This is a genomic window from Shewanella maritima (assembly GCF_004295345.1).
GTDB lineage: Bacteria > Pseudomonadota > Gammaproteobacteria > Enterobacterales > Shewanellaceae > Shewanella > Shewanella maritima.
The window spans coordinates 4,210,669-4,225,557 of the sequence record NZ_CP036200.1; the positions used below are offsets into that span (position 1 = coordinate 4,210,669).

6 protein-coding genes, 2 tRNA genes and 3 rRNA genes are annotated in these 14,889 nt (G+C 46.2%); 9 read left to right on the forward strand and 2 right to left on the reverse strand.

Translation table 11 applies throughout. The features are described from left to right. On the forward strand, window positions 1-1,848 hold the full coding sequence (locus tag EXU30_RS17830) for a DUF294 nucleotidyltransferase-like domain-containing protein (RefSeq protein ID WP_130602325.1): 1,848 nt from the start codon (window positions 1-3) through the stop codon (window positions 1,846-1,848). Further along, window positions 1,848-2,543 carry an exonuclease domain-containing protein gene (locus tag EXU30_RS17835; protein WP_242620258.1) on the forward strand — a complete coding sequence of 232 codons (696 nt, stop codon included), beginning with the start codon at window positions 1,848-1,850 and terminating at the stop codon, window positions 2,541-2,543. Before EXU30_RS17830 ends, EXU30_RS17835 begins: the two co-directional genes overlap by 1 nt. Before the next feature lie 100 nt (window positions 2,544-2,643). Here EXU30_RS17835 and EXU30_RS17840 read toward each other — a convergent pair whose 3' ends face one another. Together EXU30_RS17840 and EXU30_RS17845 are read right to left on the reverse strand one after the other, a co-directional pair. Next, entirely contained in the window at window positions 2,644-3,729 is a 1,086-nt protein-coding gene (locus tag EXU30_RS17840) for a ketoacyl-ACP synthase III (RefSeq protein ID WP_130602327.1), read from the reverse strand. A 54-nt stretch (window positions 3,730-3,783) separates the two neighbouring features. After that, window positions 3,784-4,458, reverse strand: a complete 675-nt coding sequence (locus EXU30_RS17845) for a GntR family transcriptional regulator (RefSeq protein ID WP_130602329.1) — start codon at window positions 4,456-4,458, stop codon at window positions 3,784-3,786. Window positions 4,459-4,666: 208 nt separating this feature from the next. Here EXU30_RS17845 and gmhB point away from each other — a divergent pair, with 208 nt between their 5' ends. From gmhB to EXU30_RS17880, 7 genes are all read left to right on the forward strand, one after another. Next, a complete protein-coding gene (gmhB, locus tag EXU30_RS17850) occupies window positions 4,667-5,218 on the forward strand; it encodes a D-glycero-beta-D-manno-heptose 1,7-bisphosphate 7-phosphatase (protein ID WP_130602331.1) in 552 nt (183 codons plus the stop codon). Window positions 5,219-5,983: 765 nt separating this feature from the next. Beyond that, window positions 5,984-7,534: ribosomal RNA gene (locus EXU30_RS17855) — 16S ribosomal RNA — on the forward strand. A gap of 198 nt (window positions 7,535-7,732) precedes the next feature. Then, a tRNA-Ile gene (locus tag EXU30_RS17860) sits at window positions 7,733-7,809 on the forward strand. 113 nt (window positions 7,810-7,922) lie between these two features. Beyond that, window positions 7,923-7,998 (forward strand) — tRNA-Ala (locus EXU30_RS17865). A 296-nt stretch (window positions 7,999-8,294) separates the two neighbouring features. Then, window positions 8,295-11,182: ribosomal RNA gene (locus tag EXU30_RS17870) — 23S ribosomal RNA — on the forward strand. 150 nt (window positions 11,183-11,332) lie between these two features. Further along, window positions 11,333-11,448, forward strand: a 5S ribosomal RNA gene (gene rrf / locus EXU30_RS17875). The 16S, 23S and 5S rRNA genes sit together here with 2 tRNA genes alongside, the layout of an rRNA operon. A 796-nt stretch (window positions 11,449-12,244) precedes the next feature. Next, window positions 12,245-14,737 (forward strand): sensor domain-containing protein, encoded by a 2,493-nt coding sequence (locus EXU30_RS17880; protein WP_130602333.1) that lies wholly within the window; start codon window positions 12,245-12,247, stop codon window positions 14,735-14,737. Window positions 14,738-14,889 lie beyond the last annotated feature (152 nt).

Here is a 14,889-nt window from a genome sequence, read left to right on the forward strand (position 1 = left end):
ATGGATGAAAGCGAAATCCTACCGATTGTTCAGTTCTTACAATCTCTAGTTCCCTTTGACGCTTTGACCGAGGCAGATTTGCGTCAGGCGAGCTTGTCACTCACTGTTGGCTATTATGGCAAAGCAAGTCGTTATGTGCCGTTAAAGCCTGATAATAAGCAGCTTTTTATTGTGAGAAGCGGCGCGTTTGAGGTAAGGGACGGCCAAGGCGAACTGATTGATAGGCTAGGCGAGGGCGACTATTTTGGTTTCCCTTCACTGCTTACGGGTGAAGAAGTCACTAACAAAGTAGCGATTTTAGAAGACAGTTTGGTGTATCACCTTTCTGAACAAACCTTTGATTTTTTGCGCGCAAATTACCGCAGTTTTGATCAGTTTTTCAATCGAGCATACGCCAGGCGCATGCGCCATCAAGGCAGGTTTACCGCAAAAGACCTCACTACAACAAGTAAAGTTAACGTACTGATGGCCAAATCACCTATAACGATTTCGGGCAATGAATCAGTGCAATCTGCGGCAAAGTTAATGCAGAGTCAAAGGGTAAGCTCGCTGTTAGTGGTCGATAATCAAAAGCTGGTGGGAATTTTAACCGATCGCGATCTACGAAATAGGGTATTGGCGCAGGGATTCGATGGCAGTTTAAAGGTATTCCAGGCTATGACGCGAGAGCCAGTATCCCTTGGCCCCAATAGCTTAACTTTCGAGGCGATGCTTGCGCTGAGTGAGCACAATATTCATCACTTACCTATAGTTGATGCGGGTGTGCCGGTCGGCATGATCACCAGTAGTGATATATTACGCGCGCAGAGCTCACAGCCACTGCTGTTAATCAAAGAAATAGATAAGCAAGATAGCGTTGAATCATTGGTTCAGGTGAGTAAACAAATCCCGGTATTGCTGCAAAACTTAGTGAGCGCAGATGCACGAGCGGAAGAAATCGGCCGCGTGCTCACTTCTGTAACGGATGCGCTCACAAGGCGTTTAATTGACATCAATCAAACGCTTTTAGGCAAAGCGCCAATGCCATTTTGTTGGTTAGCCTTTGGCTCACAGGGCAGGCAAGATCAAGTGGCTTGCTCAGATCAAGATAACGGTTTATTGCTGGCTCATGAACCTGATGAATTTGCAGCATCTTACTTTGAGCAATTATCTAAAGCCGTGTGCAAAGGGCTCAATGACTGTGGTTATGTGTTTTGCCCCGGCGACATTATGGCGCAGAACCCTAAGTGGCGTATGGGTTTAAGCCAGTGGCAGCAGTGTTTTAGTAAGTGGGTGAACAACCCTGATCCCAAAGCGCTAATGCATGCCAGTATTTTCTTTGATATGCGCGCAGTTTATGGGCCGCAATCTTTGTTTGATGAGCTGCAAATCAGTGTGCTAAATGCCACCAAAGACAATGACATCTTTTTGGCAGGCATGACCAATAATGCCCTTAACGAAAACCCGCCGCTCGGATTCTTTAGAAAGTTTGTTTTAGAGCGTGATGGCAGCGAGCTTAAGGGGATGGATTTAAAGCACAAAGGCAGCGCAATTATCAATGATATTGCCAGAGTCTATGCGCTGAGTGCGGGGATTACGGAGGTGAATACCGCTAAGCGGATACGTTTGCTGATGGAGCAGAAAATCATTAACCGTAAAGATGCGCTCAATCTTGCCGATGCTCATGAGTTTATCGCTCACATGCGCCTTTCGAACCAAGGTTACCAAGCGACTCACCAATTGCCGCTGAGTAATTATCTTAAGCCGCAACATTTATCTTCGTTAATGCGTCACCAATTGCGTGATGCTTTTAAAGTGGTCCATGATGCTCAGGCCGGGTTGAAGCTTAAATTCACTCGGAGCTTTTAGTGAGTATTACTAAGTGTGTCTGGTATCGCTTTTGGTTGAGCCGCTATGCAACCAAGATAGATATGAACGAGTTGAGTCAATATCAACTGGCAATGGCAGGTGGTTTTGGCGATACAGCTGCGCAGGCTGAGTTAGTTGCCATTGACCTTGAAATGACAGGGCTAGATCCGATAAATGATCAAATCGTTAGCATTGGTTTAGTGCCGATTAAACAAGCTCAAATCCCTTTAGTTGGGGCGCGGCAAAAGTTTATTGAAATCAAAGGCAGTGTTGGCGACAGCGCTGCAGTGCATGGTGTAGTCGATGACACGCTAGCCTCTGCGCTTTCGTTAAATGAAGCTTTACTTTGGTTTATTGAGCAAACTCGCGGCAAAGTATTGGTAGCCCATCATGCTCAGTTAGATGTTCAGTTTCTACAGGCAAAAATATCGCAGCAGTTTGGGGTAAACCTTGCTTTTGTGGCTATTGATACCTTACAAATTGAGAAGCAACGCTGGCTTAAACAGCATGAAGTAATAAAAGAGGGTTGTTTACGTTTGGGTGCGAGTCGTGAGCGATATCAGCTCCCCGTTTACAGTGCTCACGATGCTTTGGTTGATGCTTTGGCATGCGCCGAGCTGTTAATTGCTCAATTAAATGCAATGGGAGATAGCGAGACGACCAAGCTAGTGGAGCTGGCTCAGCTATATCGATAGTTTGCTGTTACATTCTTCGCTGCATCGGTAGTTGGCACATATAAAAACGCCCATAGTGTTGCTATGGGCGTTTTAGGCTTAAATTCAATTTTTGCTATCGTTACTTAGCGTTATTTTGTTCACGGCCTAAGAAGTAGTCAACAGCTGGCTTGATGATTTCTAGCGCTCCTTGAGTGCATTCAGGCAGCTCAGCATCTGACTGTTTAATCGGCGTTGTACGCTCGCCCCATTTGAGTAAAACGGCCGCAGAAGTTAAACCAGCACCAAATGCGCAAGATAGTATCGTTTGTCCTGGCTGAATACGGCCTTGATCTAGTGCATCACAAATCGCAATCGGGATAGTTGCCGCAGATGTGTTACCGTATTCTGCAATATTGACGAAGGCTTTTTCTTTATCGATTTTCATGCGGCTGATTAAGGTATCGATAATGCGCTCGTTTGCTTGGTGCGGGATAACTAAATCCACGTCTTCTTTAGTTAGCTCACACTTTTCTAGCACCTTCTTACTCAGTGTGCCCATGCCGTGAATCGCGCGCTTAAACACTTCCTGGCCGTTTAAGTTGATGTAAAAGTCCAGCGAGTCAGCTTCAAATCGATCCATTTGTGTACCAAAGCCCGATGCTAAAATGTCGCGACCAGCAGGGTCGTTATTTAGCTCGTAACCCATGATGCCACCTTGCTGCTCAGATGCTTCCAGTACAACTGCGCCCGCACCATCACCAAATAACACTGCGGTTTCACGGCGAGACCAGTCTAGGTAGAAAGACAGTCGCTCAGCACCGACTACAAGTACGCGCTTGTATTGACCACTTTGGATCATTGAGTTGCCCAAACCAAGGCCATAAAGGAAGCCACTACATGCTGCGTTGATATCAAATGCACCACATGTTGCACCCACTTCAGCTTGAACGGTTGATGCAATATTTGGAATTAGCGTGTCAGGGCTGGCCGTTGCCAAAATGATAAGATCTAAGTCTTTACCTTCAATACCCGCGCAGTCTAGCGCTCGTTTAGCTGCAACTGTGGCTAGCTCTGATGTGTTCACATGGCTAATATGGCGCTTACTAATACCGGTACGCGGCTTAATCCATTCATCAGACGTGTCCATGAAGGTAGATAGATCATGGTTCGTTAAGGTTGCTGGTGGTACACATTTTCCCCAGCCTGTAATATGTGCGTACTGCATAGTGGTTCTCACAAATCTAAAATTAAATTCTAATTGCGGCTAATAGCGATGGAGTTAGTTATCTAACTGTTGTTTTACCAAGGCTTTAATGGCGGTGGCCGCACCTAATATATGTTCGCGTAATAACTGGGTTGCTGCTTCCACATCCATTTGCTGGCATAGCGTTAGTAGCGTTCGATGCTCGCGCTCAGCAGTGGGAATTCCACCAGTTAATAACAGTTGTAAGCGTATGTAGCGGTCGCAGTTTGTGTTTAAGCCATGAACAACCTCTAGCGTGTGCGGTCTATTTGCCGCCTGATAAAGTTGCGTGTGAAATTGAGTATTTAGCTCACTCCAGCTGGCAACGGCATTGGGTTGTTTAAATGCTGATTCTAATTGGTTTAACACACCCTCTGCATGGGCGATATCTTTAGCCGTTAGGTTAGGTATCGCTCTAGCGAGTAAATCTGCTTCGATTAATGCGCGCAGTTCAAAGAGTTCAGTCACTTGCTCAACAGAAAGTGATGTTGCGGTTGCTCCCTTGTGAGGCTCAAAGTTAACTAAGCCCTCCGCTTCGAGCTGCACTAAGGCTTCTCTAACTGGGATGCGGCTAACGTTAAGCTGGGTTGCAATCGCTGACTGTCGTAGAGGCTCGCCACCTTTAATTTCCCCCGACAAAATTCGCTCTCTGAGCGCCTCAACAACGAGTTGGGTGCGGGTTTTGTGCATAATAGGGGCTATTGTACTCATCGACTCTTATATTTATCTGGCACTACATATCCGAGCAAGATTAACTTTTTGTGATCTTTTTATAAAGCGAAACATCAAATAAAAATGCAGACCTAGTAACGGAAAACCGCAAAATTGGGCAAATCTGGTTAATCTTGGCATGTTTGACTAGCCCAAATAGCTTGACGGTGTGATAATAGCGCGCAGTTTATATCCTAGGAGCAGTTTAGTGGCTAAAGCAGTATTTCTTGATCGTGATGGTGTGATTAATGTTGATCATGGTTATGTCCATAAAGTCGATGACTTTGAATACATTGAAGGCGTATTCGAGGCTTGCTTAGCTTTTAAAAAACTAGGGTACAAGATTGTCGTTGTAACTAACCAGTCAGGCATTGCGCGCGGCAAGTACACAGAAGATGATTTCCATACCTTAACTGAATGGATGGATTGGAACTTTGCTGATAAAGGTGTTGACCTTGATGGTATCTATTATTGTCCGCATCATCCTGAAAAAGGAATTGGTGAGTACAAACAAGATTGTGACTGCCGTAAACCTAAACCAGGTATGCTTAATACCGCAGCGAGATTTTTAAAGATTGATATGAGTCAATCGGTCATGGTTGGCGATAAAGCTGATGATATGCGTGCGGGTAAAGCTGCTGGTGTGCCAACGAACATTCTGGTTCGCACAGGTAAAGAAGTAAAACAAGATGGTATTGATGAAGCGAGTGTAGTAGTCGATTCAATTGCTGATGTACCGAAAGTACTTGAAGCACTGTAAGTAATGGTTAGTGGTTGAAGCTAGTGAGTCACTTGTAATAAATAGTAAGTGATAAACGTTAACCGCATAGTAATTACAAAAGAGGGTAACCCAATTGGTTTACCCTCTTTTGTTTTGTATACCACTGCCATCTGCCTCTTTATTACCTCACAGCTTATCAAATCCGTTACCTTACTGTTGTTTCTGCTACTTCAATGGCTTTGAAAGTACGTCTATCCAGCCATATCGATACGCGTGATGAACATTTTGTTGAAAATATGCGCGCTTGGTTTTGGTTTTATCAAAAACTACAATTTAGGGGTTGCGCAATTAAATCTGCTCCCTATAATGCGCACCCACTGACCTACAGGACGTAGGGAATGCCAAAGCTTGTCTGGAACAAGCTTGGTAGAGACGGCGCAGCAGCAAACATTAAGCGATAAGCTTAGTAAGTCCAGCTAGCCTGACAGCTTGGTTTGAGCGGTAACTAACCACTTAAATCAAGAGCGAAAAGAAAGTTTGAAAAAACGCTTGACGCTCACATGGGAATGCGTAAAATACGCAGCCCTGACCACTTAAACGGTCAACGCTCTTTAACAATTTATCAAGTAATCTGTGTGGACATTCACAGAGCTTTAAATTCGACAGATTCATCTTTTGATGAGTCACAAAATTTAAAACTCAAAGATGTTCATACGACACAAGTTAATTTGAATTGTTTATTCAGTTTAAATTGACGCATGACAGTAGAATTCATTGAGTCAGTCTTAGGACTGTAAAAACTTTTAATTGAAGAGTTTGATCATGGCTCAGATTGAACGCTGGCGGCAGGCCTAACACATGCAAGTCGAGCGGAAACGAGTTATCTGAACCTTCGGGGAACGATAACGGCGTCGAGCGGCGGACGGGTGAGTAATGCCTAGGGATCTGCCCAGTCGAGGGGGATAACAGTTGGAAACGACTGCTAATACCGCATACGCCCTACGGGGAAAGGAGGGGACCTTCGGGCCTTTCGCGATTGGATGAACCTAGGTGGGATTAGCTAGTTGGTGAGGTAATGGCTCACCAAGGCAACGATCCCTAGCTGTTCTGAGAGGATGATCAGCCACACTGGGACTGAGACACGGCCCAGACTCCTACGGGAGGCAGCAGTGGGGAATATTGCACAATGGGGGAAACCCTGATGCAGCCATGCCGCGTGTGTGAAGAAGGCCCTAGGGTTGTAAAGCACTTTCAGCGAGGAGGAAAGGTTAGTGGTTAATACCCGCTAGCTGTGACGTTACTCGCAGAAGAAGGACCGGCTAACTCCGTGCCAGCAGCCGCGGTAATACGGAGGGTCCGAGCGTTAATCGGAATTACTGGGCGTAAAGCGTACGCAGGCGGTTCGTTAAGCCAGATGTGAAAGCCCCGGGCTCAACCTGGGAATTGCATTTGGAACTGGCGAACTAGAGTCTTGTAGAGGGAGGTAGAATTTCAGGTGTAGCGGTGAAATGCGTAGAGATCTGAAGGAATACCGGTGGCGAAGGCGGCCTCCTGGACAAAGACTGACGCTCATGTACGAAAGCGTGGGGAGCAAACGGGATTAGATACCCCGGTAGTCCACGCCGTAAACGATGTCTACTCGGAGTTTGGTGTCTTGAACACTGGGCTCTCAAGCTAACGCATTAAGTAGACCGCCTGGGGAGTACGGCCGCAAGGTTAAAACTCAAATGAATTGACGGGGGCCCGCACAAGCGGTGGAGCATGTGGTTTAATTCGATGCAACGCGAAGAACCTTACCTACTCTTGACATCCAGAGAACTTTCCAGAGATGGATTGGTGCCTTCGGGAACTCTGAGACAGGTGCTGCATGGCTGTCGTCAGCTCGTGTTGTGAAATGTTGGGTTAAGTCCCGCAACGAGCGCAACCCTTATCCTTATTTGCCAGCACTTCGGGTGGGAACTTTAGGGAGACTGCCGGTGATAAACCGGAGGAAGGTGGGGACGACGTCAAGTCATCATGGCCCTTACGAGTAGGGCTACACACGTGCTACAATGGCGTATACAGAGGGTTGCGAGACCGCGAGGTGGAGCTAATCTCAGAAAGTACGTCGTAGTCCGGATTGGAGTCTGCAACTCGACTCCATGAAGTCGGAATCGCTAGTAATCGTAGATCAGAATGCTACGGTGAATACGTTCCCGGGCCTTGTACACACCGCCCGTCACACCATGGGAGTGGGCTGCAAAAGAAGTGGGTAGTTTAACCTTCGGGAGAACGCTCACCACTTTGTGGTTCATGACTGGGGTGAAGTCGTAACAAGGTAGCCCTAGGGGAACCTGGGGCTGGATCACCTCCTTATCGACACGAATTTAGACCTGTTGAGTGTTCACACAGATTACTTGATTAATAGTAAGAGATTTATACGCAATCGTTTAGGCGTAGTTAATTTGCTCTAGAACAAGGCGCTTGAAGAGCGAGGGAGGACGTGTAGTACACTACACGACGACCGAGCGATGAAAAGCAACGCAGTAATAGAGTAAAGAAACAAGCATAAATGGGTCTGTAGCTCAGCTGGTTAGAGCGCACCCCTGATAAGGGTGAGGTCGGTGGTTCAAGTCCACTCTGACCCACCAAAATCTTCGCTACTCTGCGTTGGTTGATAACTCGTTTAGCAGGCTAAACGTCGTCATCACCCGCCTTGATTAGCTTGATTTGGTTTTAGCGTATAAACAAACTGCATGTAAATGGGGCTATAGCTCAGCTGGGAGAGCGCCTGCCTTGCACGCAGGAGGTCTGCGGTTCGATCCCGCATAGCTCCACCACTTACATCTGACAGTACTTACTAGTTTGGTTAGAGAGGCCAAAGATAAAGCAATTTATCTTTGGCTTTTTTAAGCCCGCTCTTTAACAATTTGGAAAGCTGATAGTATTTTTATGTTTTAAACATAAAATGCGAAATAATTGAGTTCTCAAAACACTATTTAAGTGTCTTGAATATTCTAAAACTAAGGCGATACACATGAATGAGTTTACTCATTGGTGTGATTTATCAAATAAACCAGCTAGTCACCTATGTGGCTTGAATGACTTACATTAGTAAGACTCATTTGGGTTGTATGGTTAAGTGACTAAGCGTATACGGTGGATGCCTTGGCAGTCAGAGGCGATGAAGGACGTAGTAACTTGCGAAAAGCGTTGGCGAGCTAGTAACAAGCATTTGAGTCAACGATGTCCGAATGGGGAAACCCAATTGCATAAGCAATTATCCTAACGTGAATACATAGCGTTAGGAGGCAAACCCGGGGAACTGAAACATCTAAGTACCCGGAGGAAAAGAAATCAACCGAGATTCCCCTAGTAGCGGCGAGCGAACGGGGATTAGCCCTTAAGTCATTGGGGTGTTAGTGGAATGTGTTGGAAAGCACAGCGGCACAGGGTGATAGCCCCGTACACGAAAACTAACCAGTGATGAAATCGAGTAAGGCGGGACACGTGACATCCTGTCTGAATATGGGGGGACCATCCTCCAAGGCTAAATACTCCTGACTGACCGATAGTGAACCAGTACCGTGAGGGAAAGGCGAAAAGAACCCCTGTGAGGGGAGTGAAATAGAACCTGAAACCGTATACGTACAAGCAGTGGGAGCGGTTCTTGAGACCGTGACTGCGTACCTTTTGTATAATGGGTCAGCGACTTACATTTTGTAGCGAGGTTAAGCGAATAGCGGAGCCGTAGGGAAACCGAGTGTTAACTGCGCGTTTAGTTGCAAGGTGTAGACCCGAAACCCGGTGATCTAGCCATGGGCAGGTTGAAGGTTGAGTAACATCAACTGGAGGACCGAACACACGTATGTTGAAAAATGCGGTGATGACTTGTGGCTGGGGGTGAAAGGCCAATCAAACCGGGAGATATCTGGTTCTCCTCGAAAGCTATTTAGGTAGCGCCTCGCACGAATACCATTGGGGGTAGAGCACTGTTAAGGCTAGGGGTCATCCCGACTTACCAACCCTTTGCAAACTCCGAATACCAATGAGTACTATGCGGGAGACAGACGGCGGGTGCTAACGTCCGTCGTCAAAAGGGAAACAACCCAGACCGTCAGCTAAGGTCCCAAAGTGTATGTTAAGTGGGAAACGATGTGGGAAGGCTTAGACAGCTAGGAGGTTGGCTTAGAAGCAGCCACCCTTTAAAGAAAGCGTAATAGCTCACTAGTCGAGTCGGCCTGCGCGGAAGATGTAACGGGGCTAAACATACCACCGAAGCTACGGGTTTGCAGTTTACTGCAAGCGGTAGAGGAGCGTTCTGTAAGCGGTTGAAGGTGAAGGGGTAACCCACACTGGACGTATCAGAAGTGCGAATGCTGACATGAGTAACGATAAAGGGAGTGAAAAACTCCCTCGCCGAAAGACCAAGGGTTCCTGTCCAACGTTAATCGGGGCAGGGTGAGTCGACCCCTAAGGCGAGGCTGAAAGGCGTAGTCGATGGGAAACGGGTTAATATTCCCGTACTTTTGCTAACTGCGATGGAGAGACGGAGAAGGCTAGGCTAGCGCGGCGTTGGTAGTCCGCGTTTAAGGTAGTAGGTAGGGTGCTTAGGCAAATCCGGGCACCTAATACCGAGAGCTGATGACGAGTCACTAAGGTGATGAAGTAGTTGATGCCATGCTTCCAGGAAAATCTTCTAAGCTTCAGGTTAGTAGGAATCGTACCCCAAACCGACACAGGTGGTCGGGTAGAGAATACCAAGGCGCTTGAGAGAACTCGGCTGAAGGAACTAGGCAAAATGGTACCGTAACTTCGGGAGAAGGTACGCTGCTGGCGGTGATGAGACTTGCTCTCTAAGCTGCTGGCAGTCGCAGATACCAGGTGGCTGCAACTGTTTATCAAAAACACAGCACTGTGCAAAATCGCAAGATGACGTATACGGTGTGACGCCTGCCCGGTGCCGGAAGGTTAATTGATTGGGTTAGCTTTGCGAAGCTCATGATCGAAGCCCCGGTAAACGGCGGCCGTAACTATAACGGTCCTAAGGTAGCGAAATTCCTTGTCGGGTAAGTTCCGACCTGCACGAATGGCGTAATGATGGCCACGCTGTCTCCAGCCGAGACTCAGTGAAGTTGAAATTGCGGTGAAGATGCCGTATACCCGCGGCTAGACGGAAAGACCCCGTGAACCTTTACTATAGCTTGGCACTGAACATTGACCCTACATGTGTAGGATAGGTGGGAGACTTTGAAGCGCAGTCGCTAGATTGCGTGGAGTCAACCTTGAAATACCACCCTTGTAGTGTTGATGTTCTAACCTGGGCCCCTAATCGGGGTTAGGGACAGTGCCTGGTGGGTAGTTTGACTGGGGCGGTCTCCTCCCAAAGAGTAACGGAGGAGCACGAAGGTTAGCTAAACACGGTCGGACATCGTGTGGTTAGTGCAATGGCATAAGCTAGCTTAACTGCGAGACAGACACGTCGAGCAGGTACGAAAGTAGGTCATAGTGATCCGGTGGTTCTGAATGGAAGGGCCATCGCTCAACGGATAAAAGGTACTCCGGGGATAACAGGCTGATACCGCCCAAGAGTTCATATCGACGGCGGTGTTTGGCACCTCGATGTCGGCTCATCACATCCTGGGGCTGAAGTCGGTCCCAAGGGTATGGCTGTTCGCCATTTAAAGTGGTACGCGAGCTGGGTTCAGAACGTCGTGAGACAGTTCGGTCCCTATCTGCCGTGGGCGTTGGATGATTGAAGGGAGCTGCTCCTAGTACGAGAGGACCGGAGTGGACGAACCGCTGGTGTTCGGGTTGTTATGCCAATAGCATTGCCCGGTAGCTACGTTCGGAATCGATAACCGCTGAAAGCATCTAAGCGGGAAGCGAGCCCTAAGATGAGTCATCCCTAGGTCTTTAAGACCTCTAAAGAGCCGTTCGAGACTAGGACGTTGATAGGCATGGTGTGTAAGCGTTGTGAGGCGTTGAGCTAACATGTACTAATGACTCGTGAGGCTTAACCATACAACCCAGATGGGTTTTGCTAGGTGGTTACAACCTTAGATTTTAGATAGAGCACTTAGATAGTGTGACTCAATTACAAAAAGCAATAACAGCTTTCCGAATTAATCTAATGGCTACAGAGAATAAAGTAGCGGTTAGATAACAAATTTGTCTGGAGACAATAGCATTGTGGTCCCACCTGAATCCATTCCGAACTCAGTAGTGAAACGCAATTGCGCCGATGGTAGTGTGGGGTTTCCCCATGTGAGAGTAGGTCATTTCCAGACGCTTATTAAAGTGAAGAAGCCACCTAGTTTAGGTGGCTTTTTTGCGTTTGGGGCAATGTAAACTCTGCAGTCTTCCCCATATGAATGTCATTGAGGTTAGGTGACTTATTCACTTAATGTAGGCATGAATGCCTACCTCGACGACACCCGAGGCTAAGCCTGGTTATAAATTGCTCCTGCATTTATGACATTAGGTGCATCCATGCACCTTGCTCCCAGCTACGAGCAAGCTCTTCGCGTAAAACTTAGCCTAAACACTGCGTATTTAAAGCAGCTAACTTTTACCCCCATGTGTTCCCTTCGGGAATGCGTGTAGGTCATTTCCAGACGCCTAATATACGAAATAGCCCCAGCACGATGTGTTGGGGCTTTTTTGTATGTTCAGATTTTGAAAGATTACTTGAACATGGGGAACAAACAGGGCATGCGCAGCATGCATCATTACCATGTGATAGGTCGACGATTGCATCCTGCATAATTAACACTTCCTCCATCCATGGCTGCTTGCTAACACTTAGTTGGCAGGAGCTATGATCAGTATTCGCTGATGCCAACTCGTTCGAAGGCGGTACATGCCTAATTATCTTAAAAATCCATCTAGCCCTTACAAAAATATATACAGTATATCGTTCTAGATATAAGTTAGATTGTCATCACAAAGTTTTGCCTAGAGTTGTTATTTTGAAACTTTGTGGCGAAATATGGTGTTCGGTGTTTTATAATGTTGAGCCAAATTTGCACTTGCAACTACGACAGTGAATTGCAGTTTACATTCGCTCATGCAAAAGAGGCATTAATGATCATCGAGCCACAGCAAATCGCATTATGGCAACCCGTTGTTGACAAGATCTATGAAAGATTCGGGGTCGTGTGTGTGTTATCCCGTTATTGCGTTTTTCAGTCTCAAGCGACTCCGTTAACTGAGCTTCCTGCTAAGTATTTCGAAGATCCATTACAACTCACTATTCACAGCAACCATATTAAATCATATTGCGAAGCGGCCATTGAAAGTCAGCCTAACCATGATTTAGCTGAGTTAGATTTCCAGTTACTGGTTATGCCTTCTAAGCAAATATTTGGTGGTATTTCGTGGCAGCCAACATTGGTGCTAACTGAAGAGCAACGAGTAGAGTTTAACCACGAGCTTACGAGTTTCATTGAAGACATCAAGGGGTATATTTGTCAGCAGTACAACGAGTTTATTGCTGATGAAACTAGCGCCCGTGTTCAGCTAGAGGATATTGACCCAATTTCAGTTCAATCTTTTATTGATGCGCATGAAGAGCATGTGTGGGTAAAAGATTTAAATGGCGTCTACCTGGCTTGTAATCGCAGTGTCGAAAAAGCCTGGAATATGTCCAACAGCGATATCGTCGGTAAGACTGATGAACAGCTGTTTGATACACGTACAGCGCAAATGTTCCATGAAACAGACCAAAAAGCTATTTTGCGTGGCGTTAGAACATCAGTTTCAGAATGTGAATCTTTTGACGCCTTTCGCAACAAGGTTTGGCTAGAAACCTATAAGGCTCCACTTCGCGACAAGCAAGGGCAAACCATAGGTGTGATTGGCGTAAGTCGTAATATAGCTAAACACAAGGAGGCAGAAGAGCAGTTGTTACTTGCTGCTAGCGTGTTTAGAAATGCTGTTGAAGGTGTGGTGATCACGGATCATTTAGGCAATATAACGGATACTAATGAGTCGTTTACCCGTATCACTGGTTATAACAAGGATGAGGTTCTTGGCCAAAACCCACGCATTTTACGTTCAGGGCGTCACGACGAGCAATTCTACAAGAAAATGTGGAACACCCTGATTGTGCAGGGTAAGTGGCATGGTGAAATTTGGAATCGTCGTAAGAATGGCTCTATCTTCCCACAGGCAATTACCATAAGTGCGGTTTATGGCGACAATAACGAGATTCGCTATTTTGTCGCGGTATTTGCTGATATTTCAGATCAAAAACAGACCGAAGAAAAGTTAAAGAACCTAGCCTATTTTGATCCACTGACCCAGCTACCAAATCGCATGCAATTTCTGAGTAGCTTGGAGCAAGAGCTTAATCACGCTAGGCGCAACCAAACTAAGCTTGCAGTGATATTTATTGATGTCGACTTCTTTAAGAACATCAATGATAGTTTGGGTCATATTATTGGTGATGAAATTATTATCGAGCTTGGCAGGCGGTTCACTTATACCCTGGCTCAGGACGATGTGCTTGCCCGTTTAGGCGGGGATGAGTTTGTTGTGATGCTACCAAACGTGAGTGGTACAGATTATGTTTCGTCGACGATTAATCGTTTACGTTCGGTTTTTGAAAAGCCTTTTTTAGTGGCGCAATCTGAGCCAGTTCGCCTATCTGCAAGTATGGGCGTGAGCATTTACCCAAATGATGCTGACGATCACGACTCTCTTTTACTCAATGCAGATTCAGCAATGCACCGGGCTAAGTCTGACGGGCGCAATAACTTTGCGTTTTACAATGAGTCTATGACTAAAGCTTCTGTGGAGCAGCTCAAGCTTCAAAACGCATTACATCAAGCGTTAGTAGAATTTCAGTTTGAGCTGCATTACCAACCTAAGATCTGTTTAAAGCAAACGGGTAGTCTCGGGTTAGAAGCGCTTATTCGTTGGCATCATCCGCAACTTGGGCAGGTATCGCCTGCTGATTTCATTCCTCTTGCTGAAGAAATTGGTCTTATTTGGGACATCGGCCTATGGGTATTAAATGAAGCCTGTACACAAGGTGTGCGATGGTTAAATAGTGGCTTTAGCTTTGATAGGATTTCAGTCAACGTTGCCAGCTTACAGCTTCAGCGCGCTGATTTTGTTGATGAAGTTATGAAGGTGCTGCTGAACACTGGGTTGCCAGCGAAACATCTTGAGCTTGAAATTACCGAATCTTGCATGATGAATCATCCAGAAGAGATCATCAACGTATTGAAAACCCTTGGCAATATGGGTATTGCCATTAGTATTGATGATTTTGGTACTGGCTACTCATCGCTAAATTACTTAAAAAAATTGCCCATAGATATCCTTAAGATTGACCAATCTTTTATGCGTGATATTCCAGATGATGGTAATAATGCGGCTATTGCTAAAGCGATCATCGCCATGGGGCATGCGATGAACCTAAAAGTCATAGCCGAAGGTGTTGAAACTAAGCAGCAAGCTGAATTTTTGATTGCTAACGGTTGTGACTACGCACAAGGGTATTTGTACAGCAAGCCAAAGAGTGCTGATGATATTACCCACGACAGCAGCATAGGGGTTAGGGGCTGTTGACCTTTCAAGATTATTTTTGCAGCTGCTTGTTGGAAATTTATACAAGGCAACGAGTTTGACGTGTGGTTATTCCACATGATAAGTCGTTAACGCAGTAGAAATGACAACAAGCGCTGCCTGAAAGGTTCGTTTAAAAGCACCTACGCCCTTAG

What these genes read in the sequence shown, in the direction of transcription:
- EXU30_RS17845 (WP_130602329.1), bottom strand. Translation starts at nt 4,458, where the DNA reads ATGAGTACAATAGCCCCTATTATGCACAAAACCCGCACCCAACTCGTT.
- EXU30_RS17840 (WP_130602327.1), bottom strand. Translation starts at nt 3,729, where the DNA reads ATGCAGTACGCACATATTACAGGCTGGGGAAAATGTGTACCACCAGCA.
- EXU30_RS17880 (WP_130602333.1), top strand. Translation starts at nt 12,245, where the DNA reads ATGATCATCGAGCCACAGCAAATCGCATTATGGCAACCCGTTGTTGAC.
- EXU30_RS17830 (WP_130602325.1), top strand. Translation starts at nt 1, where the DNA reads ATGGATGAAAGCGAAATCCTACCGATTGTTCAGTTCTTACAATCTCTA.